The sequence below is a fragment of the Pseudomonas sp. Irchel s3a12 genome, from assembly GCF_900187485.1.
In the GTDB taxonomy this organism is placed as follows: Bacteria; Pseudomonadota; Gammaproteobacteria; order Pseudomonadales; family Pseudomonadaceae; genus Aquipseudomonas; species Aquipseudomonas neuropathica.
This window is the reverse complement of record NZ_FYDN01000004.1, coordinates 137,783-162,394: the sequence shown is the minus strand read 5'-3', so window position 1 is coordinate 162,394 and position 24,612 is coordinate 137,783. Positions and strand designations below refer to the sequence as shown.

Here is a 24,612-nt window from a genome sequence, read left to right as displayed (position 1 = left end):
TATCACTCTTCACTGATAACAAATTTATCATCCAGTGCTCCCGGATGTTTGACAACCACCGTTATAGAGTCTGTGATGGAAAGAAAGTCTGTAGCCTCTCCTGGCGCAATAGTAATGATGTCTCCAGCGGTCCATTCGCGGCCGCACATTCTTACCGTCCCCTCAACAACTACGGTAATTTCAGTAGCGATTTTGTGATAATGTGCACCTTCGGAGTCGCCTTGTGTATAGTGCTTTACAGCGACTTCACAGGCATCAGTATTTAATACGGACGGACTGAATGCGCCTACAAACCAGCCCTTGACCATGCTTTCCAGGCGATCTGACTTCATTCTATGCTCCGCTCTCTTTGAAATGATCTAGTTTCTCAATTTGACGCGCAGATTTTAATGGATGGAATTTCTGCGCATCAATTCTATGAACACCAATGCGTCCTTGACGAAGAATCAGTTCATTTAAGGTTGGGCAAATGTAATACTGTCCATCCACATGAGCATTCTTTAGAATTGCCTGTTTTGCGCAACTAACAAAATCCTTTCCGTGACGGAACCAATAGAATCCAACTGTAGCATTGTTACTGATAGGGTTTTTTTCAGCGCACTCAACGACGAGCTGTTCCGAATTTATCCGAACGTATGAGTAGCGAGGGTGAACAGATGGAAATACGATTACTCCAGCGTCAAACTGTGATGCATAAAAGCTGGAAATAATGGCGCTGAAGTCCAAGTCAATCAACTCATTGCCATTGAGAATGAGCAGTGGTTCTTCATTATCAATTTCTGCAACTGCGAGCAGTGCAGTACAGGCGGCGCCGCCGGTCTTTCGCCGTATTTGTAATACTTGAGCTTTAGGAGAGAGCAACCTTACAATGTTGTCGAGATGCCAGCGTTTGCAGTCATCTTCTCTCACTGCGAGAATTAGCTTTGAGTCTTTAATTACGTTGCATTGCTCGCTTAAATGTTGGATAAGAGGCTTGCCATCAACTTCGGTGAGGCAGAGAGGGTAACCGCTATCCTTATCGTCATGTGGCTCATTCGCGGCAAGAACTAATACGTTAGTCATTTTAATTACCTTCTGCGCGTCGAACCGCATTCATGATGTTTTCATAATTTACTTCGTCAACATCGCTGACGACTAAGACATGTGCACCGGATGCTCGAGCCGCTAATATACCATTCTCGTTGTCTTCTACGATAAGGCACTCGGCAGGGGTGAAGCCAAGTTGCTGCATTGCTTTAATATAAATGTCGGGAGAAGGCTTTGGTTTTTCTACATCTTCATTAGAGAGCATAACATCCAGATAATCGTCGAGATCAGCTTTTTGCATCATTGTCTGGACGGTTGCTCGGATAGAGTTGGATGCTACTCCAAGTTTGTAACCATTCGCCCGTAGTGATGAAAGTGCGTATTCGTGAATGAAGCGCGGACGGCATTTTTCATGCACCATGTCCATCGTGTAAGACTGCTTCAGTTCATTGATAAATGAATGTAGCTCAATGGGCAAATTGCTCATTTTGCTGAGCATATTGAGTTTAGTGCTTGTTGGAAGTCCGTCGAAAGACGTTAGGTGATCATATCTGGAGATTTCAAAGCCAAATAAAGCTAGAGCCTTGTTGAGAGCTTCGTAGTGCCATTCTTTAGCGTCGATTAAGACACCATCCATGTCAAAAACTATAGCTTTAATCATAACGTGGTCTCAAAAAAATTTACTGCGTGTTCTGGGAGATCAGTGCATAGCAAAATATTGTTATTACTATGTAGGTCGGCGTTTTTCAAATTTTGCCAAAATTGAATGTGGTCGCGACGGTGCAGTTCGGGAGAAACAATACAAACTCTGATGTTTTGCTTTACAAGCTTTGTCAGCTCTTCTATTCGCCATTCATCGCTTTCGAATGCATCAAACCAAATACCGCAGGCATTTTTCTTAAATGCAATTATCGGCTCCTCCTCGCTCACCCTTACGAACGTAGGATTTCCTGCTGCGAGTTGTGCTCTGGTGTCAGGGATCGACATGTCGAAAACAAACCAATTGGCATAATCATGCCGTTTCATTGTTGAGCCAATGGCAACGGCGAGCCCGTCTGCCTTCACATTCAAGGCAAGAGTTGGTTTGTTTTTACCGGCGATCTCAAGCAGTTCATCCAACGTAATTTCATTTCCGGTTGGGGGATCATGTGAGATGACGAGCTTTCCAGAGAGATCCCGAACATCAGTTTCCGTACCAAATCCGAGAGAAAAAGACCGCTCAAATGCCTGCGGAGTATTCTTTTCTTCTGCTTGTAACCAGTAACCTCTGTGGCTGATTATTTCCATTTGGCGTTCTCGACCGCTGGTCTTGATATGGAATGATCGATGAACAGTGCCAGGTCTGCAGGGGTTCCCAGTCCGTACATGCCATTTGCCTCTGAGCCAACGCTATAAATTCCGACAACCTTTTCTTCTTTGATCATTCTATTGTATGCAGGTGCAACATAGAATTCACCGTTTACGCGTTCGTTGGCTGCGATCATGTTCTCTGCGGCGCTAACAAAATCACGACCACGCGAAAAATTATAGATTCCGACGGTCGCGTCGTCGGATATTGGTTCTTTTTCTACTACGTTGGTCACATGCTGGTTAGCGTCAGTTGCGGCGAAAGACCACTTTGGATCATTCGCTTTCATTGTCATGATCAAGCCATCCAAGGAACGTGTATCTATGTCATTCAGATAGTCATCAATGGATGTATCAATGAATTGATCACTATTGGCAATCATCAGAGCGTCGTCGCTGTTGATTAGATGTTTTGCAGTCAAAACTGTGCAAGCGGCACCTTCAGTTACACCGTCGAGCAATATGACTTCATGGTTTGGCGCCCATGTTGGAAGCATTTCGTCAAGTTTATAGAGTGAATAGTGCTCGCGCTGGCAAATAAATATAAAGCGGTGCTCGCGGTTCGGGCGCAGATTGGCAATCACAAGTTGGATCATAGGCATGCCGTGAATCTGGATTAACGGTTTGGGATCCGTAAAACCAGCGTTAGCAAATCGGCTTCCCTTTCCAGCCATTGGAATAACTATGTTCAACATTTTAATTGCCCGTCATCATGAGGGTGAAAGTCTCGTATTTTGTCGCTGCGTCAATTTTCCTTAGTTATGGAAATTGAAGCTCAACCACCAAAATATGCGGCCGCGACAGTTTGCGGATCAGAGTCCATGCGAATTTTTCCGTGTTCAAGCCATATGACTCGATTGCAGGTATGCATGATCAATTCTCGTGAGTGTGTTGCAATGACAAGAATGTTTGTCGATTGTACTAACTCCGTCATCCGAATTTCTGCTTTATGCTTGAAGCTTTCGTCTCCGACTGAAAGCCATTCATCCATTAGGAGTATTTCAGGTCGAACAACCGTTGATACCGCAAATGCCAAGCGTAAGTGCATGCCGGTCGAGTAAGTTCGAAGGGGCATATCGACAAAGTCGCCAAGCTCAGAGAAGTCGATGATTTCATCTAATTTTTGACTTATTTCACTTCGTGTCATCCCGAGTAAGCCGCCACGGAGGAATATATTTTCCCTGCCTGTGGCTTCAGGGTCGATCCCTAAAGAGATGTCGATTAGTGAGCCAATATCGCCGGATATTGTCGCGGTTCCGGAGGAGGGCGTGTAGACACCGCTAAGAAGTCTTAATAAGGTACTTTTCCCAGCGCCGTTATGACCAAGTAATCCGACGCGATCGCCATCATTGAGCTTGAAGTTTAGATTTTCAAGCGCTCGAACGATAACTCGTCCTTGGTTGTCAGCCCCCAGTTGCCCTCCAGTGGCAACTTGAATCAACCGTTTTTTTAATGACCTCCCATTTGCATTGTAGATAGGGAAATCGACGCAAGCATTGTTAAACTCAATAAAAGCCATGGTTGTTTGTTTTCTCAGAGCCAGTATGCAATTCGGCGTTTGTACCGACCATAGATCGCGAGGGTAAGGAACCATCCGGTTAGCGCTAAAGCCCCTGAGACCAGCCAGTTTGTCATTGTGGGTGTTCCGCCAAGCAGAGGTGTGCGGATTACTTCAATCAGATGGTATATAGGGTTAAGGTCAAGTAAGTACAAGCCAGCTCGCTGAGGTATCAGATTTGGCATCCACATGATTGGCGTCAGATAAAAGGCAATCTGCAACAGGCTGCCAATTATCTGTGGAAGATCCCTGTACCTTGCACATAATACGCTCAGCAGCAGGGCGACCCAAGCAAGATTAATCGCCACAAGTACAAAGCCGGGAATGCTCAAGAAGGCGACTAGACCGATAGGCTTTCCAACGCTTATCAGAACAATTGGGAATATTACAATGTTGTGCGCAAGTATTAATATGTTGCGCCAGATCATGCGCAATATATGTACAAACAGTGGAATTGGTAGTTGTTTGATTATCCCTTCCGCGGTAATGAATGTAGTACACCCTTCATTGATCGCTGTGGAGATAAAACTCCACAGAATCATTCCCGCTGCAAGGAATGGAAGGAACTCTTTGATTGGAGCGTTGAAGATTTGGCCAAAAACAATTCCAATTGTGCCTATCATAACTCCCATGCTAATCGTGAGCCAAAATGGCCCTAGCGCAGATCTCCTATACCGCTGGCGAACATCTTGCCACCCTAACATTCCAACCAAAGAATAACGGCGCGAGGCGGCGAATATGTCCGAAAAAGCGGCGGTTATTGACCTATTTAGCATTAGAAAATCCGGTTTATTGTGAAAAAGCCAGAAATGTGATTTCGCGGCTCTGCCGCCTCCACTTTTCTATCCGCCCATTTTCGCTTCTCCGCACGACGTGTCAACTAGAGAAGTGCGGCTGTGGGCCTAGGCTCTGTGCAGGGTTGCTTCCCTGACGGGGGGCAATTGGTTGTTCTCGGGGCGCTTGGTTCGACTTAGGGCGGAAAGTTGTGGCTCGCCCGAAGGGAAAATCAATCTTCTCCCCTGGTTTTCTTTGCTTAAGCTCGGTATTTATTGGCTGCAGATAAGGCTTGCTTGCTGATTCTCACTGAAGACGTCTTTTGAGGGTGAGTCCAATCGGGGCATCTGTGTGCCTCTCTGGCGCATTCTTGACACCGGTATTCGTTGAATCCCGTATGAGTACGGCACCGGCATAGCTTGCGGTTGACGTCTTAAGTGATTCTTGCGCTGGTCTCGATGTAAAATGGCCGGGACTGTATAATGTTAGACTGTGATAAAATGCTATCATGGCGCTTTTTTTGATAGCGCCTGTCTATTCGCATTCGTGTTCAAATGGAGTTTAAAGGATTCGCATGAAAGCAATCGTTACTGGCATTACCGGTCAAGACGGCGCCTACCTGGCGGAACTGCTGCTGGAGAAGGGGTACACCGTTTACGGTACCTACCGTCGTACCAGTTCTGTCAATTTCTGGCGTATCGAAGAGCTGGGTATCCAGCAGAACCCTAACCTGCATTTGGTCGAATATGATCTGACAGATCTCTCTGCCAGCATCCGTTTGCTGCAAACCACTGAAGCCACCGAGGTGTATAACCTCGCCGCGCAGAGCTTTGTGGGCGTGTCGTTCGAGCAGCCAATCACTACGGCCGAAATCACCGGCCTTGGTGCCGTGAACCTTCTGGAAGCGATCCGCATCGTCAATCCAAAGGTGCGTTTCTACCAGGCATCGACTTCTGAAATGTTTGGTCAGGTACAGGCTATTCCGCAGGTCGAGAGCACGCCTTTCTATCCGCGCAGCCCTTACGGTGTCGCCAAGCTTTACGCTCACTGGATGACCATCAACTACCGTGAGTCGTACGGTATTTTTGCGACCAGCGGCATTTTGTTCAACCACGAATCGCCTCTGCGTGGTCGTGAGTTCGTAACCCGCAAAATCACTGACTCCGTGGCCAAGATCAAGCTCGGTCTGCTCGATAAAATGGAGCTGGGCAACCTCGATGCCAAACGTGACTGGGGTTTTGCCAAGGAGTACGTAGAAGGGATGTGGCGCATGCTGCAGGCCGACGTACCGGATACCTTCGTATTGGCGACCAATCGTACCGAGACCGTCCGTGATTTCGTATCCATGGCGTTCAAGGCCGCTGGTATCACTATTTCCTGGTCGGGTACTGCTGAAGCCGAACAGGGCACTGATGCTGCTACCGGCAAGGTACTGGTTACCATCAATCCGAAGTTCTACCGTCCTACCGAAGTTGAGTTGCTGATCGGCAACCCGGCCAAGGCCAAGGAAGTGTTGGGTTGGGAACCGAAAACTTCGCTTGAAGAGCTTTGCCGCATGATGGTCGAGGCTGACCTGCGCCGTAACAAGCAAGGGTTCTCTTTCTGATGATCAATGCTGGCAAACGTGCGCTGATTACGGGTATTCATGGATTTACCGGTCGCTACATGGCGGCTGAGTTGCAAGCTCATGGCTACGAAGTTGTCGGGATGGGTAGTCAACCCTCCGACGATCACAATTATCATCAAGTCGATCTGGCTGACGGTATTGGTCTACGCACGTTGCTGGCAAAGATTCAGCCGGATGTCGTTGTGCACCTTGCAGCTCTGGCATTTGTCGGACATGGTGCGGCGGATGCGTTCTATCAGGTCAACTTGATAGGCACGCGTAATCTGCTGGATGCTATTGCCGCTAGCGGGAAGGCTCCGGATTGCGTTCTGATTGCGAGCAGCGCCAATGTCTATGGCAATGCATCAGGTGGCATGTTGTCGGAAGCTACAGTGCCGGCTCCTGCCAACGATTACGCCGTTAGCAAGCTGGCCATGGAGTACATGGCCAAGCTCTGGATGGATCGTCTTCCCATAGTTATCGCGCGGCCATTCAATTACACAGGTGTTGGGCAGGCCGAGAACTTCCTGTTGCCGAAAATCGTCTCCCATTTCCTGCGCAAGGCGCCAAGGATTGAATTGGGTAACCTCGATGTTTGGCGCGACTTCAGTGATGTTCGGGCTTTGGTCAAGGCTTATCGTGGTTTGATCGACGCGAAACCCTTGGGGCAGATCGTGAATGTCAGTTCGGGACAAACGCACTCACTTCGAGAGGTTATCGAGTTGTGCAAGTCGCTGACTGGGCATGACATCGAAGTCGACGTGAATCCAGCGTTTGTTCGCGCCAACGAGGTGAAAACCTTGTGCGGGGATAACTCGAAGCTGCGGGATCTGGTTCCCGGATGGGCAACGGCGCCTTTGAGCGAAACCCTGAGCTGGATGCTGACGGTTGATAAATGAAGTTAATTCTTTCTGTTGAGCCGGTCCGTTTTCCACTGACCGGCATTGGTCGCTACACCTATGAGTTGGCGCTGCGACTGCAGCAGAATCGTGAAATTACTGACCTGCAGTTTTTTGCAGGTCGGCGATTTCTACCGTCGTTGCCTGCTGCTTCCGATACGTCGGGTAACGGTTATGGTCTGAAGCGAGCCGTTCAGAAGAATTTCCTGGCGGTTGAGGCCTATCGTTTGCTGATGCCATTGCTCAGGAAGCGAGCGCTTAAAGGTCATGGTGAATTTCTTTACCACAGCCCCAATTATTATCTGCCTCCGTTTGCAGGACGCAGTGTTGCTACCTTTCACGATCTTTCTCCCTTTACGTGGTCCCACTGTCATGCGCCGCAACTTGTGCGCTATTTGCAGAAGGAGCTCAAGACGACGTTGGTCAGGGCTGACGCTTTGATAACGGACTCTGAATACACGCGTAAAGAGTTGTCCGACTATTTTTCCTGGCCTATTGAGCGGATACACACTGTGCCGTTGGCCAGTTCTGCCGAGTTTCATCCTCGGTCCGCGGACGACCTCCGGTTGACTCTGTCGCGACATGGTCTTGAGGCGGGCGGCTACAGCTTGTTTGTGGGTACCATCGAGCCGCGCAAGAATATTGATACCTTGCTCAATGCTTATTCACGTCTGCCACTGGAGCTGCGCAAGCGCTGGCCGCTCGTGTTGACGGGTTACTATGGATGGCAAAACGAGGATATTCATAACCGGCTTGAAAGCGCACGTCGCGAGGGCTGGGCCTACTATCTCGGTTTTGTTCCCAGCGAAGACTTGCCTCTGTTGTTTGCCGGTGCGCGGCTATTTACCTTCCCTTCGTTGTACGAGGGTTTCGGTTTACCGGTGCTAGAGGCTATGAGTTCGGGCGTTCCCGTCGTTTGCTCCAACAGTTCTTCCCTGCCAGAGGTTGCCGGTAATGCGGCACTTATGTGCGAAGCAACGGACACGCTGGCGTTGACTGAGCTTTTGCGCCGAGGCCTTGAAGATGAGGTGTGGCGCGCCAGCGCCATTGAACAGGGATTACTGCACGCAGCGAAGTTTTCCTGGGAGCGGTGCGCAAAAGAAACGTTCGAGGTTTATCAGAAGGTGGTCGACGGGCGATGATCAAGGTTCTGCACTTCTTCAAGACTTATTACCCGGAGACAATGGGGGGCATCGAACAAGTCATCTTTCAGATTGCCGAAGGTGGTTTACAACACGGGTACGAGTCCCAGGTGCTCTATCTCAGTGAGCGAGGGGCTGCACGCAATGAACCGATTGCGCATCATCTGACCCATCGCTCAAAACTGGATCTTCACGTTGCTTCTACGGGATTCTCGTTTTCGGCGCTCAGGGATTTCATCGAGCTGGCTCGAGAAGCGGATATTGTTCATTACCATTTTCCGTGGCCTTACATGGATCTCGTTCATTTTGCGAGTCGAGTCGGCAAGCCCAGTGTGGTCAGCTATCACTCCGATATCGTCAAGCAGAAAACGCTGCTCAAACTTTATCAGCCATTGATGAATCGCTTCCTGTCCAGCGTTGACTGTATTGTCGCGTCGTCGCCAAATTATCTGGCAAGCAGCCCGGTTTTGACCCGATTTGAAGATAAGGTACGTGTTGTTCCTTACGGTCTTGATCGCTCGACTTATCCCGTCCCTTCTGCAGAGAAACTGGCATTCTGGCGAGACCGGTTGGGTGAGCGTTTTTTTCTTTTTGTAGGTGCCCTGCGTTATTACAAGGGCCTGGATTATCTGCTTGAGGCAGCCAGGACAACCGGGTTACCGGTGGCCATTCTTGGAGGAGGGCATCTTGAAGCAGAACTCAAGGCTCAAGCCGCGGAAGCGGGTCTGTCCAACGTGCATTTTCTGGGAATGTTACCTGACGAAGACAAGGCTGCGCTGCTGACGCTTTGCTACGCTTTTGTCTTTCCGTCGCATTTGAGATCGGAGTCTTTCGGAATTTCCCTGCTCGAAGGGGCTATGTACGGAAAACCGATGATCTCTTGTGAAATTGGCTCGGGCACCACCTACATTAATATTGCCGGAGAAACCGGATTGGTCGTCCCTCCCAGGGATTCCATTGCATTGGCACAGGCTATGACAAGGCTGTGGAGCGAACCTGCGACAGCTGCCAGGATGGGCTTGGCCGCCGAACGCCGGTTTGAGGAGGTGTTTTCCTCAAGTTTGATGGCGCAATCTTACGCTGATATTTATCGCTCGTTGCTATAAAGCTTTTCGCAACCCATGTTAATGGGCTGTCAGGACAATGCCTTGTCTGGCGGATGTTTGCGGATAATTAGAGTCGATTTTTTTCGTTTTATTGTCTGGCTACTTGCGCGCAGGTTTTTCTCAAGCAAAGTTTGTTTCATTTAATATTGCTTGTTGCAGAGTGTGTGCGTGAGTTTGCCAAAGAACTTGGTTTGTTAACAGTCTGTAAGCCGCGCAAAATGCAGCAGTGAATTTTGCCTCAATGAAGGCGGGTTTCAGGGTGTGTTTTTATGACGTGGCGCAAGTTGTCTTTTCCTGCTGCTTTGAAGTGGCCAAGAATCGCGTAATTCAATAGACTGCCACTCGCATATCCCTCGACGAAGCGATCTCCATGGTTGCTGCAGTCACGCATCCATTTGCCGCTTCAACGAGGCTGTTGTCGACAGGCAAGCATTGATTTCTTAGCTCAAGGTGCTTTCATGAGATCCAAGACATTCCTGATTACCGGCGGTAATGGTTTTCTGGGGAGAGCACTTATAGATCGGCTAATGCTGGAATCGGATTGTTCTGTCGTCGCGCCGATGCGTTCCACAACTCATGAGCATGCTCCAGGCGTGGACGTTATACCCTTCGAAGGTCTCAGTGGGGCTAACGATTGGAGTCGCGTCCTGACAGAAGTTGATGTTGTCGTTCATGCGGCAGCGCGCGTTCACGTCATGGACGAAGTCGCGGTCGATCCCTTGGCTGCCTTCCGGGAAATCAATGTCGACGCGACTTTGAACCTCGCTCGTCAGGCTGCGGCATCGGGAGTTAAACGGTTTATCTTCGTCAGTTCGGTGAAAGTTAACGGCGAGCGCACTTCTCCAGGCGCTCCTTTTTACGCTGATGATGTGCCTGCCCCGCTTGACGCTTATGGCATTTCCAAATTTGAAGCCGAGCAGGGCTTGAAGCGACTGGCGCAGGTTACGGATATGGAAGTGGTGATTATTCGCCCGGTTCTGGTCTACGGTCCGGGGGTGAAAGCTAATTTTCTCACTATGATGCAATGGCTGGATCGTGGTGTTCCGTTGCCATTTGGCTCAGTGCGTAATAGCCGCAGTCTGGTGTCAGTAGGCAATCTTGTGGATCTCATCGTGACCTGTGCCGACCATCCGGGTGCTGCCAATCAAACTTTTATGGCGAGCGATGGCGAAGATGTTTCTACAAGTGACCTGTTGCGCAAGCTGGGCCAAGCGTTGGGGAAGACCAGTTATCTCTTGCCTGTTCCGGTATGGATGATGGAGCGGCTGTTGGCATTGGTAGGACGGCGGTCTATATCTCAGCGGCTTTTCGGCTCTCTGCAGGTCGATATCAGTAAAAATCGACAGTTACTGGGTTGGACCCCGCCCATCAGTGTCGATAAGGGCCTAGGCCTGACCGCACAGCATTTTCTGGAAACCCGCAAATCATGACTTATGGATGGTTCCTTTCCGTCGTTCTCTGCCTATCCTTCTCCCTCACTTGGGCGTTACGCCGTTACGCGTTGGCGCGCAGTTTGATGGATATTCCGAATGCGCGCAGTTCGCACTCTGTGCCTACTCCTCGTGGCGGTGGCGTAGCGATAGTGATCGCATTTGTTTTTGCGCAAGTAGTGTTATGGGGCGTCGGAATTACTTCGGGTAGCGCTTTTCTCGCTGTTGCCGGCGCTGGAAGTCTGGTTGCAGTGATTGGCTTCATGGATGACCACGGCCATATCGCGGCGCGCTGGCGTCTGCTGGGGCATTTTCTGGCTGCGGGATGGCTGTTGTTCTGGATGGGCGGCATGCCCGTGGTGGAGGTACTCGGAGCGCAGGTCGATCTGGGTATCTTTGGTCATTTCTTGGCACTGTTTTATCTCGTATGGCTGCTCAATCTTTACAACTTCATGGATGGCATCGATGGCATCGCAGGTGTCGAGGCGGTTTGTGTTTGTCTTGGGGCGTGTGTGTTGTATTGGCTTGTCGATGCAGCAGCGTTGATCTGGGCTCCGTTGATGTTGGCTGCGGCGGTGATGGGCTTTCTCTGCTGGAATTTTCCGCCGGCAAAAATTTTCATGGGTGATGCGGGTAGCGGATTTCTTGGCGTTGTTCTGGGCGGTCTTTCTCTGCAGGCTGCGTGGCATGATCCTTCACTATTTTGGGGCTGGCTCATCCTGCTCGGTGTGTTTATCGTGGATGCCACCTTCACGTTGTTCCGGCGCCTGCTCAGAGGAGACAAACTGTATGAGGCTCACAGAAGCCACGCCTATCAGTTTGCTTCCAGGCAATTTGGCCGGCATTTGCCCGTAACCTTGGCAACAGGCTTGATCAATCTATGCTGGCTGTTGCCGATTGCGGTAGGTGTTACACGGTTTGGGCTGGGCGGCGTATGGGGTGTACTTTTAGCCTATATCCCGCTGGTTTTTCTCGCGATCAGGTTTCATGCAGGGGAGCTTGAAAAGACCGCTGATGATGGAAAAGAAAACAATTCTGTCATCTAGGTTTAGAGTCATGATGCCGGCTTGTGGTGATTCATTACGGTGATCAGCATTTGAAAGAGGGAAACTGAGGTGCTTGAAGAGTTAATGGATAAAGTCAGAGAGCGTCTCGTTGGACTTCCACGGCGGCGCAAACGACTGATACAGGTTGGCACAGACATCTTTCTGGTTTGGGTGGCCCTGTGGTTGGCATTCATCGTGCGCTTGGGTATCGATGATATGTACAACCCCTTCAAAGTCCACTTCTGGCTATTCGTCTGCGCCCCTGTTGTGGCCATTCCATTGTTCATTCGCTTCGGCATGTATCGTGCCGTCATGCGCTATTTTGGCAATGACGCGTTGATTGCGATTATCAAGGCTGTCAGTTTGTCTTCGCTGATTCTGGCGGTTGTCGTTTATTGGTACAGCAATCACGAAGCGGTTGTGCCTCGCTCGATCATTTTCAATTACTGGTGGTTGAGCCTGGTCATCATTGGGGGGTTGCGGTTATGTATGCGGCAATACTTCATGGGGGACTGGTTTACAGCCGCGCAGCATGTTCCTTTTGCCAGTCGCGACGATGGTCTGACCAAAGTTGCGATATACGGCGCAGGTGTTGCAGGCAATCAACTTGTCGCCGCACTGCGTATGGGGCGCGTCATGCGCCCTGTTGCTTTTATCGATGATGACCCGGGTATTTCCGATCGCTCGATCTCAGGCTTGCAGGTTTATAAACCCAAGCATATTCAGCAGATGATCGACGTCACAGGGGCGCAGGAAATCCTTCTCGCTTTGCCATCCTCGACTCGTGCTCGGCGCCGGGAAATTCTTAACTTGCTGGAAGGCTTTCCACTGCATGTTCGCAGTGTGCCGAATTTTTCCGATCTGGCGAGTGGCCGGGTCAAAGTCGAAGATATTCAGGAAGTCGATATTGCGGACCTGCTGGGGCGCGATGCCGTTCCAGCTCAGCCTGATCTTCTGGAGCGTTGTATCAAAGGCAAGACTGTCATGGTCACAGGTGCCGGCGGTTCGATCGGTTCGGAGTTGTGTCGGCAGATTTTTGCGTTGGAGCCAACCGCGCTTCTGTTGTTCGAACACAGTGAATTCAATCTCTACAACATTCTTTCAGAGCTGGAGCAACGCAGCTCTCGAGAGTCGGCTCCGGTTCGATTGCTTCCGATACTCGGGTCCATACGTCACCAGGATAAATTGCTCGATGTGATGAAAACCTGGAAGGTCGACACGGTTTATCATGCGGCCGCCTACAAGCATGTGCCCATGGTCGAACACAACATCGCCGAAGGTGTGTTGAACAATGCAATCGGGACGCTCAATACTGCTCAGGCTGCCTTGCAATCCGGCGTAGCAAATTTTGTACTGATCTCGACCGATAAGGCGGTGCGGCCCACTAATGTCATGGGCAGTACCAAGCGCTTGGCGGAGTTGACGCTTCAGGCGCTCAGTCGTGAAGTCGCGCCGGTATTGTTCGGAGACAATGCAAAAGTTTCCCGGGTTAACAAAACCCGTTTCACGATGGTTCGCTTCGGGAATGTGCTGGGCTCCTCCGGGTCGGTGATTCCGTTGTTCCACAGCCAGATCAAGTCCGGCGGGCCGCTGACCGTCACTCATCCGAAGATTACCCGTTATTTCATGACCATCCCCGAAGCCGCGCAACTGGTTATTCAGGCCGGTTCGATGGGGCAGGGTGGCGATGTGTTTGTGCTGGACATGGGCGAGCCGGTGAAAATCGTCGAACTGGCAGAGAAGATGATCCACTTGTCCGGTTTGAGTATTCGTTCCGATCGCAATCCGCAGGGCGACATCTCCATCGAGTTCACGGGGTTGCGTCCAGGTGAAAAGCTCTATGAAGAGCTGTTGATCGGCGACAACGTTGCTGCAACACCGCATCCGATGATCATGACGGCCAATGAGGATCATCTACCTTGGGAAGTGTTAAAGGTTAGGTTGGCCAGTTTGTTGGCGGCGGTTGATGAGGATGATTACTCGCGCGTTCGCCAGTTATTGCGCGAAACCGTCAGCGGCTATACCCCCGATGGCGAGATCGTCGACTGGATCTACCAGCAGCGTCGTCTCGAACCCTGATTGTTTCACATCCTGTAACGCACGCATTTTTGACATCCCTCCACCATGACCTAAGTTTGGAGAGCAGCTTCGGAAAAGCTGCTTTCTCAAACGATGATGGAGCGTCACTAATGCGTACCGGTTACTTCTATTCTCTGATCTTTGCTTTCCTCACCAGCGCCTCGATCGCCGCTATTGCCGCGCCTGTTGCGCCAGCGGAGTCACCCAAGGCGCCGTTGGTGATGGAGACAACTGCACCTTCCCAAAGCGCAAAAGTCGACCTCAACGATGCCGATGCGGCAACGCTGCAAAAGGAACTGGCGGGAGTCGGAGAGGCCAAGGCCAAAGCGATTGTTGCTTATCGTGAAACAAACGGGCCGTTTGCGTCGGTGGATGAGTTGCTGGAAGTGAAGGGTATCGGTAAGGCGATTCTGGATCGCAATCGCGACAAGCTGGAAGTCAACTAAGCTGAGTGTTTAATGCCAAGGGGGCCGGTCATTGACCGGCCTTTTTTACTTGCGCAGCGCATGGCTGCGGGTAGTGGAAGAGAGGGCAGCAGTCCGACGATTTAAAATTACGGCTATCATATTGCGTTTGGATTATGCCTATAATAATTTGCCGATGCGTCGAGCCAACACGTCTCATCGGCAACTCCCTTCATCAAGCATTCCAGGAGCATTCTCATGAATTCCGCACAATCTCTAGGTACTGCTCTCGTCACTGGCGCATCGTCCGGAATCGGTGCGATTTACGCTCAGCGCCTGGCGGCGCGTGGTTTTGATTTGCTGCTGGTTGCCCGTGACAAGGATCGTCTGGAAAGTGCTGCGAGCCAGTTGCGTGATGCCCATGGCGTTCAGGTCGAAGTGCTGAAAGCAGACCTGACGCAAAAGGATGATGTACTCAAACTCGAACAACGCCTGCGCAGCGATTCCAGCATCAGTTTGCTGGTGAATAACGCCGGTGTGGCGTCGGACGGTTTACTGGCTAACGCCGACATGGATCAGTTGGAGCGGTTGATCCAGTTGAATATCACCGCCGTCACGCGCCTGGCATCGGCGGCTGCTGCCAGTTTCGCCAAGGCCGGGCGTGGCACGATCATCAATATCGCCTCGGTGGTGGCATTGTTTCCGGAACGTTTCAACGCTACTTACAGCGCCAGCAAAGCTTATGTACTGAGCCTGACGCAGTCGCTGAACACTGAACTCGAAGGCACCGGCGTGCAGATCCAGGCCGTGCTGCCGGGTGTGACCCGCACCGAAATCTGGGAGCGTTCCGGTATCGATGCCAGTGGCATTCCGGCAGAAATGGTCATGGAGGCGGGCGAGATGGTTGATGCGGCGCTGGCCGGTCTGGATCAGGGCGAGTTGATCACCATTCCTTCGCTGCCTGACGCAGGCGAATGGCACGCCTTTGTTGCGGCTCGCCATGTCATGGCGCCGAACCTTTCCCGCAGTGCTGCTGCGCAACGCTATAAGTCCGGCAATTGAATTGATCAGAGGTCACCACAGTATGGATTCGCGTCGAATAGTCGTCACGGGCATGGGCCTGGTTTCACCCTTGGGCAGCGATCTCGAAGTCGTATGGCAGCGTTTGCTGGCTGGGCGTTCTGGTTTGCGTAACTTGCCTGAGGCAACGGTCGCTGATTTGCCCACGCGAGTCGGCGGCGCGGTGCCGACGCTGGAAGAGGACGCTGAAGCAGGTTTCGATCCGGATCGCGCCACGCCGCCCAAGGAGCAGAAGAAGATGGATCGCTTCATTCTGTTCGCCATGGAGGCTGCCCGACAGGCGCTGGAGCAGGCCGACTGGCATCCTTCAGAAAGCAAAAGTCAGGAGCGTAGCGCAACGATCATCGGTTCCGGTGTCGGTGGTTTCGGCGCGATTGCTGACGCCGTACGCACGACCGACAGTCGCGGTCCTCGGCGTTTGTCACCGTTTACCATCCCGTCGTTTCTGGTCAATCTCGCGGCAGGTCACGTGTCCATTCAACACGGCCTCAAGGGGCCTTTGGGTGCGCCGGTGACGGCGTGCGCTGCGGGTGTCCAAGCGATCGGCGATGCGGCGCGCTTGATCCGCGCCGGCGAAGCGGATATTGCCGTGTGTGGCGGTGCGGAAGCCTGCATCGACCGCGTCAGTCTGGCCGGTTTCGCGGCAGCGCGGGCACTGTCGAGCGGTTACAACGACACCCCGCAGCGCGCCTCGCGGCCGTTCGACAGCGGGCGCGACGGTTTCGTCATGGGCGAGGGCGCGGGGTTGTTGGTGATCGAATCCCTGGAGCATGCGTTGGCGCGTGGCGCGACGCCGCTGGCGGAGCTGGTCGGCTATGGCACCAGCGCCGACGCCTATCACCTGACGGCCGGGCCGGAAGATGGCAGTGGGGCACGTCGGGCGATGACGCTGGCATTGGCGCAGGCGGGTATCGAGCCGGATCAGGTGCAGCATCTCAATGCCCACGCCACGTCGACCCCGGTCGGGGATCTGGGTGAATTGGCGGCGATCAAAAGTGTTTTCGGCGAAGAGAATAAAATCGCGGTGACGTCGACAAAATCGGCCACAGGTCATCTGCTCGGCGCTGCCGGTGGGCTTGAAGCGATTTTCACTCTATTGGCGATCCGTGATCAGGTGGTGCCGCCGACGCTCAACTTCGACAACCCGGATCCGGCGAGTGCCGGTGTGGATATCGTCCATGGCGAGGCGCGGTCAATTCCGATCGAATATGCACTGTCCAATGGTTTCGGGTTTGGCGGGGTCAATGCCAGCGTATTGTTCAAGCGCTGGCAGGCTTAGTCGCGGTTCTTGAGGTGATCGCGGGTGATATCGAGGATGCGTTGCGCAAACCCGGCATCCGCGACACTGCGCGACAGCATCAGTGCACCGACCAGGGTCGACATGATGACGATGGCGCGGTCAGCGCTGTTCTCGCCTTCGAGGCTGTTTTCGATCTGCTCCAGCCGTGCGTTGAGTACCACGTCACTGGTGGGACTCGGTTGCCCGCGCAGCCCCAACTCGGAAGAAATGGTCAGCAGCGGGCAGCCTTCATCTGGCGATGTCTGGTGCCATTCGGACAGATACGTCTCGATGAACACATCTAGCGCGTTGTCCTGGGCAAAAATCTCGGCACATAACCCGTCGACCTGGTTGCCGGCCTCTTGCAAGGCCTTCTCGACCAACTCGTCCTTGGACTTGAAATGTGAGTAGAAACCGCCATGGGTCAGACCCAGCGCTTTCATCAGAGGTTGCAGGCCGGTAGCGCCGATTCCGTCCTTGCGAAAGCGTGCCGAAGCCTCCTTGATGATGCGCTTATGGGTCTGGGCTTTATGGTCCTGCGAATAACGCATCTGGAACTCTCCGCAACAATGTCCCCATCTTAACCAAGGAAAATTAGATGGTGACTGTACTTCTACTTCTTAAAAGCGTGCAGATAGCTCCAATGGCTATAAAAAGCACAAACCCCGCCGATCAGGCGGGGTTGTGTTCAGCGGTCTTGGGCGTCTTTGGCGTCCGCTTCGGCATTGCGTTGGGCAACGCGTCGGCGTTCTTCATCGGTCAGATCGACCTTATTGGCGGTGTCGCGCAACATCATTAATCCACCCACGATCGAGCCGATTGCAACGACCAGAATCAACCAGGCATACCAAGGCATAACGGCTCTCCTTAAGGGCAGGTCGACGGACGAGGATTTCGCCGTGCAACGCTGCATACCACTTTTGAGCGAAGTGAACTCGCAGTGGTTCCATTCTAGGCCGCTTGCACCCGGTACACCCGAAATCCCTGTAGGAGCTGCCGAAGGCTGCGATCTTTTGATCTTGAAAAGCAAAGATCGCAGCCTCGTTTCACTCGTCAGCTCCTACAGTAGACGGGTCTTTACAGGCCGGTGAGCATCGCATCGGCTGGTGCGTCGGCACGCAGTTGTCCGGTCAGCAGGAAGTAGCAGAAACCGACCGCCATGAAGCCAAGGAAGATCAAGCCGATCAACGTGTTAAACCACGCCATCGCCACCAGACACACCACCGCCAGCACCAATGCAATCAGCGGAATCAGCGGATAGCACGGCGCGCGAAAGGTGCGTTCCAGATTCGGTTCCGATTTACGCAGTTTGAACAGGCTGAGCATGCTCATGATGTACATCACGATGGCGCCGAACACGGCCATGGTGATCATCGCGGCGGTGAGTGTCATGCCGCCGAGGTTGATCAGGCCGTCGCTGTAAATCGCGGCGATGCCGATGATGCCGCCGACAAGGATTGCCCGGTGCGGCGTCTGGAAGCGCGAGAGTTTCGCCAGCGAGGCCGGTAGATAGCCGGCGCGGGCGAGGGCGAAGAACTGGCGTGAATAGCCGAGGATGATCCCGTGGAAACTCGCCACCAACCCGAACAGGCCAATCCATACCAGCATATGCAGCCAGCCGGAGTTGTCGCCGACCACGGTTTTCATCGCCTGCGGTAGCGGGTCGTTGATGTTGGCCAGGGTGCGCCAGTCGCCAACGCCGCCGGCGAAGAACATCACACCCATGGCCAAAAACACCAGCGTCAGGATGCCGCTGATGTAGGCCTTTGGAATCGTGCGTTTCGGATCCTTGGCTTCTTCGGCAGCCATCGCTGCGCCTTCAATCGCCAGGAAAAACCAGATCGCAAACGGAATCGCGGCGAACATCCCGGCAATCGCTGGCGCACCGAACACATCCGAACCGGCCCAGCCATTCAGTGCGAAGTTGCTGAAGCTGAAGGCCGGCGCGACCACGCCCATGAACACCAGCAACTCGGCCACCGCCAGTACGCAGACCACCAGCTCGAAGGTCGCCGCCAGTTTCACCCCGAGAATGTTCAGCCCCATGAACACGATGTAAGCGCCGACCGCCGCATGCTTCGGATCGAGTGCCGGAAACTGCACATTCAGGTAGGCGCCAATCGCCAGCGCGATGGCCGGTGGCGCGAAGACGAATTCGATCAGCGTCGCCAGCCCGGCGATCAATCCGCCTTTTTCACCAAACGCTCGACGACTATAGGCAAACGGCCCGCCCGCATGAGGAATCGCGGTCGTCAGTTCGGTGAAACTGAAAATGAAGCAGGTGTACATGGTCGCGACCATGAACGAGGTCACCAGAAAACCCAGCGTCCCGGCCACACCCCAGCCGTAACTCCAGCCGAAATATTCCCCGGAAATCACCAGCCCTACGGCAATGCCCCACAGGTGCAAGGTGCCCAGTGTGGGTTTGAGTTGTGTGTTCATGCGTTTGCTCCCTGAACGGTTTGGAAAGCTCGGGGGAGGGCGTGTGCAGTGGGCGTGCCATTGCTGTGAAACAAGTCGTAATGAGTTGAAAGCTGTCGTATCGGGGATGTTCGCGGTGGGATAGCTGCTTTTTGTGCGCCAGTTGAGTGCGATGTTGTTCGTTATGCCGTCTTCGCGAGCAAGCTCGCTCCCACAGGGGAATGCATTTCAAATTGTGGGAGCGAGCCTGCTCGCGAAGAGGCCTGCCCATACGGCGCAAAACCCACCTGTAACGCCGGCATAAACCCACTCTTTACGCTTTCTTTATGCCCAGCCAGACCCCTCGCTCTCGTTCCTTTACAGCCTCCTTTCCGACAATGCCTCCACACGCGGCAATACGCCGTAACACGGAGATCTTCCATGAGCGTTCTGGACGGGGTGTCACTGCTGTTGGCAGTGGGGCTGTTCATTTATCTGTTGGTTGCGCTGTTGCGCGCGGATCGGAACTAGGAGCGGCTATGCACAGTTATGACTATTGGCTGATCCTCGCGTTTTTTGCGGTGGTCTTGCTGCCGGCGCCGTTCCTCGGGCGCTTCTACTACAAGGTGATGGAAGGTCAGCGGACTTGGCTGACGCCGGTTCTTGGCCCGGTCGAGCGCGGTTGCTATCGCATCGCCGGGGTTGATCCTAACGCCGAGCAGAGCTGGCAGAAGTACACGCTGGCGCTGCTGGCATTCAACCTCGCCGGTTTCCTGCTGCTGTTCGCGATTCTGTTGTTTCAGGATCACTTGCCGCTGAACCCGCAAAATCTGCCCGGCCAGGAATGGACCCAGGCGTTCAACACCGCGGTCAGTTTCATGACCAATACCAACTGGCAGTCCTACAGCGGTGAAGCGACGCTCAGCTATCTGAGCCAGATGGTTGGCCTCACCGTGCAGAACTTTGTCAGCGCCGCTACCGGCCTCGCCGTTCTGGTCGCACTGTGCCGTGGCATCGGCCGCAAATCGACGAAAACCCTCGGCAACTTCTGGGTCGACATGACCCGCGCCACCCTCTACGGCCTGTTGCCGCTGTGCCTGCTGCTGGCGCTGTATCTGGTCTGGCAGGGCGTGCCGCAGACCTTTGCGCAGTATGTGAACGCGGTGACGATGCAAGGCGTTGATCAAGTGATCCCGCTCGGTCCGGCGGCCAGTCAGATTGCGATCAAGCAACTGGGCACCAACGGTGGTGGCTTCTTCGGCGTCAACTCGGCGCATCCGTTCGAGAACCCGACCGCGTGGAGCAACTTGTTCGAAGTCGCTTCGATCATTCTGATTCCGGTGGCGCTGGTGTTCACTTTCGGCCACTACGTCAAGGACCTGCGTCAGAGCCGCGCGATCATCGCCTGCATGCTCGCGCTGTTCCTGATCGGCGGCGCGACCTCGCTGTGGGCTGAATATCAACCGAACCCGACCCTGAACAACGCTGCTGTCGAACAGACCGCGCCGCTGGAAGGTAAAGAAGCGCGCTTCGGCACCACCGCTACCGTGCTGTGGTCGGTGACCACCACGGCCGCCTCGAACGGTTCGGTCAACGGCATGCATGACAGCCTCAACCCGCTCAGCGGCATGGTCGCGCTGGTCAACATGATGGTCGGCGAAGTGATCTTCGGCGGTGTCGGTGCCGGGCTCTACGGCATGTTGCTCAACGTGCTGATCGCGGTGTTTCTCGCCGGTCTGATGATCGGCCGTACGCCGGAATACCTCGGCAAGAAACTCCAGGCGCGCGAAGTGCAATTGCTGGTGGTGACTTTGCTGGTGATGCCGGTTGGCGTGCTGGTGCTCGGTGCGATTGCCGCAGCGGTTCCCAGTGCCGCGGCAACCATCAGCAACCCCGGTCCGCACGGTTTCAGCCAGTTGCTCTACGCCTACACATCGGCGAGCGCCAACAATGGCTCGGCGTTCGGTGGCCTGAGCGCGAACACGCCTTTCCATAACCTGATGCTGGGCCTGGGCATGTTGATCGGTCGCTTCGGCTACATCCTTCCGGTTCTGGCATTGGCCGGCAGTCTAGCGATGAAGAAAACCGCACCGATCGGCCAGAACAGTTTCCCGACTCATGGCCCGCTGTTCGTGACCCTGTTGACCGTGACCATTTTGCTGGTGGGCGGCCTGACCTTCTTGCCGACTCTGGCGCTCGGCCCGATTGCCGAACATTTAAGTATGGGCTTCTAAGGAATCCATCATGAATATGCACGTTCCTGCAAAACCTGCAGAGCCGACCAAGTCGGCAGAAGCACCGAAAACCGCGATCTCGGCCCTGTGGCGGCCGGCGCTGGTGCAAGCTTTCGTCAAGCTCGACCCACGGCAACTGAAGCGTTCGCCGGTGATGCTGGTGGTTGAGTTGACGGCGATATTCACCACCGTGCTGTGCTTCATTCCTGACGCGGATGTACCGACCTTCGTGGCCGCGCAAATCGCCCTGTGGTTGTGGTTCACCGTGTTGTTTGCCAACTTCGCTGAAGCTTTGGCCGAAGGTCGCGGCAAGGCCCGTGCCGACAGCCTCAAGGCCGGCAGCGAAGGCCTCAGCGCACGTCGTAAACAGGCTAACGGCAGCTTTCAAGTGGTGCCAGCGGCAAGTCTGCGCAAAGGCGATGTGGTGCGCGTCGAAGCCGGGGAGATGATCCCCGGTGATGGCGAAGTCATTGAAGGTATCGCGGCGGTCAACGAAGCGGCGATCACCGGTGAATCGGCGCCGGTGATTCGCGAATCCGGCGGTGACCGTTCGGCCGTCACCGGCAACACGCGACTGGTCTCCGACTGGCTGCTGGTGCAGATCACCGCCAATCCGGGCGAGTCGACCCTCGATCGCATGATTGCGCTGGTCGAAGGCGCCAAACGCCAGAAAACCCCGAACGAAGTGGCGCTGGATATTCTGCTGATCGGCCTGACCCTGATCTTCCTGCTGGTGGTCGTGACCCTGCAACCGTTCGCCCATTTCGCCAACGGCAGCCTGCCGCTGGTGTTTCTGGTGGCGCTGCTGGTCACGCTGATTCCGACCACCATTGGCGGTCTGCTGTCGGCCATCGGTATCGCCGGGATGGATCGTCTGGTGCGCCTCAATGTGATCGCCAAGTCCGGTCGTGCGGTGGAAGCGGCGGGCGACGTGCATGTGTTGCTGCTCGACAAGACCGGGACCATCACCTTCGGTAACCGTCGTTGCAGTGCGGTGTATGCCGCGCCGGGTGTGAGTGGTCGCGAGCTGGCCGAAGGCGCGCTGTTCGCCTCGTTGGCTGACGAAACCGCTGAAGGTAAATCCATCGTCGAATACCTGCGTGGTCTGCACCCGCAGCCTGAGCCGGCGCTGGAAACCTTGACCGCTGTGCCGTTCAGCGCTGAAACCCGTTTGTCCGGCGTCGACTATCAAGGTCGTGTCTACCGCAAAGGTGCGGTGGATTCGCTGCTGAGTTTCCTCGGCCAAAAGCGCTCGGATCTGGCTCCGGCCCTGTCGCGGGAAATCGACAAGATCGCCCAGAGCGGCGGCACGCCGTTGCTGGTCTGCGCCGAAGGCAAACTGCTTGGCGCGATCCATCTCAAGGACGTGGTCAAACCCGGCATTCGTGAGCGTTTTGCCGAACTGCGCAAACTGGGGATTCGTACCGTGATGGTCACCGGCGACAACCCGCTGACCGCCGCTGCCATCGCCGCTGAAGCAGGCGTCGATGACGTCCTCGCTGAGGCCACGCCGGAGAAAAAACTCGCGCGCATTCGTCACGAGCAAAACGACGGTCGTCTGGTTGCGATGTGCGGCGACGGTGCCAACGATGCGCCGGCGCTGGCTCAGGCGGACGTTGGTATGGCGATGAACGACGGCACCCAGGCTGCCCGCGAAGCGGCGAACATGGTTGACCTCGACAGCGACCCGACCAAGCTGCTCGACGTGGTGCAGATCGGTAAGGAGTTGCTGGTGACACGCGGTGCGCTGACGACGTTTTCCATCGCCAACGACGTGGCCAAATACTTCGCGATTCTGCCGGCGTTGTTCGCTTCGATCTATCCGCAACTGGGCGTGCTGAACATCATGCAACTGACCAGTCCGCAGAGCGCGATTCTCTCGGCGATCGTCTTCAATGCCTTGATCATCGTTGTGCTGATTCCGCTGGCGCTGCGCGGTGTACGCGTGCAGGCGGCGAGTGCTGCAGCGTTGCTGCGACGCAATCTGCTGATCTACGGACTGGGCGGGATTCTGGTGCCGTTCGTGGGGATCAAGGCGATCGACATGTTGCTCACGGCGCTGCATCTGGTGTGAGGCCGGAAAAAGCCCCTCACCCTAACCCTCTCCCAGAGGGAGAGGGGACTGACCGAGTGGTTCAACAGAGGTACACCGACCTGAAATACCGAGCCGAACTCAGGTCTTGAAAAGCACAAAGATCGGCTCCCTTTCCCTTCGCGAACTTAAGGGAGAGGGGACTGACCGAGGTGTTTACGAGAGCTACACCGACCTGAAATACCGAGCTGAACTCAGGTCTTGAAAAGCACAAAGATCGGCTCCCTTTCCCTTCGCGAACTTAAGGGAGAGGGGACTGACCGAGGTGTTTACGGGAGCTACACCGACCTGAAATACCGAGCCGAACTCAGGTCTTGAACTGCACAAAGATCGGCTCCCTTTCCCTTCGCGAACTTAGGGGAGAGGGGACTGACCGAGGTGTTTACGGGAGCTACACCGACTTGAAATACCGAGCCGAACGCAAGTTTTGAAAAGCATGGAAATCGGCTCCCTTTCCCCCTCGCCCCCTTGGGGGAGAGGGCTGGGGTGAGGGGGAAAAGATCTCCCTGACACCCCGCAAAAGTTTGCCCAACGAATTCGAGGATCTTGAAATGTCCACAATGATACGTCCGGCCCTGAGCCTGCTGGTGCTGATGACCCTGGTCACCGGTGTCGCCTATCCACTGGTGGTGACCGGTGTTGCGCAAGTCGCATTCCCCGCCCAAGCCAATGGCAGCCTGGTGCGAGACGCCGACGGCAAGGTCCGCGGCTCGTCGCTGATCGCGCAGGATTTTGTCGGCGATGCGTGGTTTCATCCACGTCCCTCCGCCGGTGCGTTTGCGACCGTTTCCAGCAGCGCGAGCAACCTGGCCCCGAGCAATCCGGCACTGGCAACCCGCGTGATCGACGACGCCAACAAATTGCAGGTTCCCGGCCAAGGCCCGGTGCCGTTGGCCCTGCTGACCACCTCCGGCAGCGGCCTTGATCCGCACTTGCCACCGGCAGCAATTGCCTATCAACTGGCGCGTGTCGCGGCAGCGCGAAATGTGCCGGTATCGACTCTTCAGCAACTGCTCGATGCGCATATCGAACAGCCGCTGGTGGGGCCGCCGGTGGTGAATGTGCTTGAGCTGAATATGGCACTGGAAAAACTCTGAATCAGCGGCGCGG

General features: G+C 54.3%; 24 protein-coding genes. 14 read left to right on the top strand and 10 right to left on the bottom strand.

Features of this window, described 5'->3' with window-relative positions; genetic code table 11:
- Window positions 1–2: 2 nt before the first annotated feature.
- The 7 genes from CKW14_RS08815 to CKW14_RS08785 all read right to left on the bottom strand — a co-directional run bounded on the left by CKW14_RS08815 (window position 3) and on the right by CKW14_RS08785 (window position 4,707).
- Window positions 3–332 (bottom strand): hypothetical protein, encoded by a 330-nt coding sequence (locus CKW14_RS08815; protein ID WP_095125163.1) that lies wholly within the window; start codon window positions 330–332, stop codon window positions 3–5.
- Window position 333: 1 nt separating this feature from the next.
- Window positions 334–1,062 (bottom strand): glycosyltransferase family 2 protein, encoded by a 729-nt coding sequence (locus CKW14_RS08810; protein WP_095125162.1) that lies wholly within the window; start codon window positions 1,060–1,062, stop codon window positions 334–336.
- A 1-nt stretch (window position 1,063) separates the two neighbouring features.
- Window positions 1,064–1,687, bottom strand: coding sequence for an HAD family phosphatase (locus CKW14_RS08805; protein WP_095125161.1), 624 nt, complete (start codon window positions 1,685–1,687; stop codon window positions 1,064–1,066).
- Window positions 1,684–2,313 (bottom strand): phosphodiesterase, encoded by a 630-nt coding sequence (locus tag CKW14_RS08800; RefSeq protein ID WP_095125160.1) that lies wholly within the window; start codon window positions 2,311–2,313, stop codon window positions 1,684–1,686. The genes CKW14_RS08805 and CKW14_RS08800 overlap by 4 nt, the downstream gene beginning before the upstream one ends.
- Window positions 2,304–3,068, bottom strand: coding sequence for a glycosyltransferase family 2 protein (locus tag CKW14_RS08795; protein WP_095125159.1), 765 nt, complete (start codon window positions 3,066–3,068; stop codon window positions 2,304–2,306). The genes CKW14_RS08800 and CKW14_RS08795 overlap by 10 nt, the downstream gene beginning before the upstream one ends.
- An 80-nt stretch (window positions 3,069–3,148) precedes the next feature.
- Window positions 3,149–3,892, bottom strand: coding sequence for an ABC transporter ATP-binding protein (locus CKW14_RS08790; RefSeq protein WP_095125158.1), 744 nt, complete (start codon window positions 3,890–3,892; stop codon window positions 3,149–3,151).
- Window positions 3,893–3,906: 14 nt separating this feature from the next.
- Entirely contained in the window at window positions 3,907–4,707 is an 801-nt protein-coding gene (locus tag CKW14_RS08785; RefSeq protein ID WP_095125157.1) for an ABC transporter permease, read from the bottom strand.
- 572 nt (window positions 4,708–5,279) lie between these two features.
- Between CKW14_RS08785 and gmd the strand changes: the two genes are divergently transcribed.
- From gmd to fabF, 10 genes are all read left to right on the top strand, one after another.
- Window positions 5,280–6,311 (top strand): GDP-mannose 4,6-dehydratase, encoded by a 1,032-nt coding sequence (gmd, locus tag CKW14_RS08780; protein ID WP_095048546.1) that lies wholly within the window; start codon window positions 5,280–5,282, stop codon window positions 6,309–6,311.
- Window positions 6,311–7,210, top strand: coding sequence for a GDP-mannose 4,6-dehydratase (locus CKW14_RS08775; protein ID WP_095125156.1), 900 nt, complete (start codon window positions 6,311–6,313; stop codon window positions 7,208–7,210). The genes gmd and CKW14_RS08775 overlap by 1 nt, the downstream gene beginning before the upstream one ends.
- Window positions 7,207–8,352, top strand: a complete 1,146-nt coding sequence (locus CKW14_RS08770) for a glycosyltransferase family 1 protein (protein ID WP_095125155.1) — start codon at window positions 7,207–7,209, stop codon at window positions 8,350–8,352. The genes CKW14_RS08775 and CKW14_RS08770 overlap by 4 nt, the downstream gene beginning before the upstream one ends.
- Window positions 8,349–9,458, top strand: coding sequence for a glycosyltransferase family 4 protein (locus CKW14_RS08765; protein ID WP_095125154.1), 1,110 nt, complete (start codon window positions 8,349–8,351; stop codon window positions 9,456–9,458). Before CKW14_RS08770 ends, CKW14_RS08765 begins: the two co-directional genes overlap by 4 nt.
- A 458-nt stretch (window positions 9,459–9,916) precedes the next feature.
- On the top strand, window positions 9,917–10,888 hold the full coding sequence (locus CKW14_RS08760) for an SDR family oxidoreductase (protein ID WP_095125153.1): 972 nt from the start codon (window positions 9,917–9,919) through the stop codon (window positions 10,886–10,888).
- Window positions 10,885–11,934 carry a glycosyltransferase family 4 protein gene (locus tag CKW14_RS08755; protein WP_095125152.1) on the top strand — a complete coding sequence of 350 codons (1,050 nt, stop codon included), beginning with the start codon at window positions 10,885–10,887 and terminating at the stop codon, window positions 11,932–11,934. Before CKW14_RS08760 ends, CKW14_RS08755 begins: the two co-directional genes overlap by 4 nt.
- A gap of 84 nt (window positions 11,935–12,018) precedes the next feature.
- On the top strand, window positions 12,019–14,013 hold the full coding sequence (locus CKW14_RS08750) for a nucleoside-diphosphate sugar epimerase/dehydratase (protein ID WP_095048539.1): 1,995 nt from the start codon (window positions 12,019–12,021) through the stop codon (window positions 14,011–14,013).
- A gap of 110 nt (window positions 14,014–14,123) precedes the next feature.
- A complete protein-coding gene (locus CKW14_RS08745; protein ID WP_093435238.1) occupies window positions 14,124–14,459 on the top strand; it encodes a helix-hairpin-helix domain-containing protein in 336 nt (111 codons plus the stop codon).
- Between the two features lie 216 nt (window positions 14,460–14,675).
- On the top strand, window positions 14,676–15,479 hold the full coding sequence (locus CKW14_RS08740; RefSeq protein WP_095125151.1) for an SDR family oxidoreductase: 804 nt from the start codon (window positions 14,676–14,678) through the stop codon (window positions 15,477–15,479).
- A gap of 22 nt (window positions 15,480–15,501) precedes the next feature.
- Window positions 15,502–16,776 (top strand): beta-ketoacyl-ACP synthase II, encoded by a 1,275-nt coding sequence (gene fabF, locus CKW14_RS08735; RefSeq protein ID WP_095048537.1) that lies wholly within the window; start codon window positions 15,502–15,504, stop codon window positions 16,774–16,776.
- Here the strand turns inward: fabF and CKW14_RS08730 are convergent.
- From CKW14_RS08730 to eat, 3 genes are all read right to left on the bottom strand, one after another.
- Window positions 16,773–17,327 (bottom strand): TetR/AcrR family transcriptional regulator, encoded by a 555-nt coding sequence (locus tag CKW14_RS08730; RefSeq protein WP_095125150.1) that lies wholly within the window; start codon window positions 17,325–17,327, stop codon window positions 16,773–16,775. The two genes, fabF and CKW14_RS08730, sit on opposite strands and share 4 nt — an antisense overlap.
- Window positions 17,328–17,464: 137 nt before the next feature.
- Entirely contained in the window at window positions 17,465–17,632 is a 168-nt protein-coding gene (locus CKW14_RS08725; protein ID WP_007908505.1) for a DUF2897 family protein, read from the bottom strand.
- 221 nt (window positions 17,633–17,853) lie between these two features.
- Window positions 17,854–19,218: an ethanolamine permease gene (gene eat, locus CKW14_RS08720; RefSeq protein WP_095125149.1), complete on the bottom strand. Its 1,365-nt coding sequence runs from the start codon at window positions 19,216–19,218 to the stop codon at window positions 17,854–17,856.
- A 399-nt stretch (window positions 19,219–19,617) separates the two neighbouring features.
- On the opposite strand from eat, the gene kdpF reads away from it, so the two are divergent.
- From kdpF to kdpC, 4 genes are all read left to right on the top strand, one after another.
- Window positions 19,618–19,707, top strand: a complete 90-nt coding sequence (kdpF, locus tag CKW14_RS08715) for a K(+)-transporting ATPase subunit F (RefSeq protein WP_007899818.1) — start codon at window positions 19,618–19,620, stop codon at window positions 19,705–19,707.
- Between the two features lie 8 nt (window positions 19,708–19,715).
- Window positions 19,716–21,410: a potassium-transporting ATPase subunit KdpA gene (gene kdpA / locus CKW14_RS08710; protein WP_095125148.1), complete on the top strand. Its 1,695-nt coding sequence runs from the start codon at window positions 19,716–19,718 to the stop codon at window positions 21,408–21,410.
- A 10-nt stretch (window positions 21,411–21,420) separates the two neighbouring features.
- Window positions 21,421–23,484, top strand: coding sequence for a potassium-transporting ATPase subunit KdpB (kdpB, locus tag CKW14_RS08705; RefSeq protein WP_095125147.1), 2,064 nt, complete (start codon window positions 21,421–21,423; stop codon window positions 23,482–23,484).
- A gap of 569 nt (window positions 23,485–24,053) precedes the next feature.
- Window positions 24,054–24,599, top strand: coding sequence for a potassium-transporting ATPase subunit KdpC (kdpC, locus tag CKW14_RS08700; RefSeq protein ID WP_095125146.1), 546 nt, complete (start codon window positions 24,054–24,056; stop codon window positions 24,597–24,599).
- Window positions 24,600–24,612 lie beyond the last annotated feature (13 nt).

Bases quoted from the DNA above. Each gene is read 5' to 3' on its own strand.
- CKW14_RS08815 (WP_095125163.1), bottom strand. From the start codon at position 332: ATGAAGTCAGATCGCCTGGAAAGCATGGTCAAGGGCTGGTTTGTAGGC.
- CKW14_RS08810 (WP_095125162.1), bottom strand. From the start codon at position 1,062: ATGACTAACGTATTAGTTCTTGCCGCGAATGAGCCACATGACGATAAG.
- CKW14_RS08805 (WP_095125161.1), bottom strand. From the start codon at position 1,687: ATGATTAAAGCTATAGTTTTTGACATGGATGGTGTCTTAATCGACGCT.
- CKW14_RS08800 (WP_095125160.1), bottom strand. From the start codon at position 2,313: ATGGAAATAATCAGCCACAGAGGTTACTGGTTACAAGCAGAAGAAAAG.
- CKW14_RS08795 (WP_095125159.1), bottom strand. From the start codon at position 3,068: ATGTTGAACATAGTTATTCCAATGGCTGGAAAGGGAAGCCGATTTGCT.
- CKW14_RS08790 (WP_095125158.1), bottom strand. From the start codon at position 3,892: ATGGCTTTTATTGAGTTTAACAATGCTTGCGTCGATTTCCCTATCTAC.
- CKW14_RS08785 (WP_095125157.1), bottom strand. From the start codon at position 4,707: ATGCTAAATAGGTCAATAACCGCCGCTTTTTCGGACATATTCGCCGCC.
- gmd (WP_095048546.1), top strand. From the start codon at position 5,280: ATGAAAGCAATCGTTACTGGCATTACCGGTCAAGACGGCGCCTACCTG.
- CKW14_RS08775 (WP_095125156.1), top strand. From the start codon at position 6,311: ATGATCAATGCTGGCAAACGTGCGCTGATTACGGGTATTCATGGATTT.
- CKW14_RS08770 (WP_095125155.1), top strand. From the start codon at position 7,207: ATGAAGTTAATTCTTTCTGTTGAGCCGGTCCGTTTTCCACTGACCGGC.
- CKW14_RS08765 (WP_095125154.1), top strand. From the start codon at position 8,349: ATGATCAAGGTTCTGCACTTCTTCAAGACTTATTACCCGGAGACAATG.
- CKW14_RS08760 (WP_095125153.1), top strand. From the start codon at position 9,917: ATGAGATCCAAGACATTCCTGATTACCGGCGGTAATGGTTTTCTGGGG.
- CKW14_RS08755 (WP_095125152.1), top strand. From the start codon at position 10,885: ATGACTTATGGATGGTTCCTTTCCGTCGTTCTCTGCCTATCCTTCTCC.
- CKW14_RS08750 (WP_095048539.1), top strand. From the start codon at position 12,019: ATGGATAAAGTCAGAGAGCGTCTCGTTGGACTTCCACGGCGGCGCAAA.
- CKW14_RS08745 (WP_093435238.1), top strand. From the start codon at position 14,124: ATGCGTACCGGTTACTTCTATTCTCTGATCTTTGCTTTCCTCACCAGC.
- CKW14_RS08740 (WP_095125151.1), top strand. From the start codon at position 14,676: ATGAATTCCGCACAATCTCTAGGTACTGCTCTCGTCACTGGCGCATCG.
- fabF (WP_095048537.1), top strand. From the start codon at position 15,502: ATGGATTCGCGTCGAATAGTCGTCACGGGCATGGGCCTGGTTTCACCC.
- CKW14_RS08730 (WP_095125150.1), bottom strand. From the start codon at position 17,327: ATGCGTTATTCGCAGGACCATAAAGCCCAGACCCATAAGCGCATCATC.
- CKW14_RS08725 (WP_007908505.1), bottom strand. From the start codon at position 17,632: ATGCCTTGGTATGCCTGGTTGATTCTGGTCGTTGCAATCGGCTCGATC.
- eat (WP_095125149.1), bottom strand. From the start codon at position 19,218: ATGAACACACAACTCAAACCCACACTGGGCACCTTGCACCTGTGGGGC.
- kdpF (WP_007899818.1), top strand. From the start codon at position 19,618: ATGAGCGTTCTGGACGGGGTGTCACTGCTGTTGGCAGTGGGGCTGTTC.
- kdpA (WP_095125148.1), top strand. From the start codon at position 19,716: ATGCACAGTTATGACTATTGGCTGATCCTCGCGTTTTTTGCGGTGGTC.
- kdpB (WP_095125147.1), top strand. From the start codon at position 21,421: ATGAATATGCACGTTCCTGCAAAACCTGCAGAGCCGACCAAGTCGGCA.
- kdpC (WP_095125146.1), top strand. From the start codon at position 24,054: ATGTCCACAATGATACGTCCGGCCCTGAGCCTGCTGGTGCTGATGACC.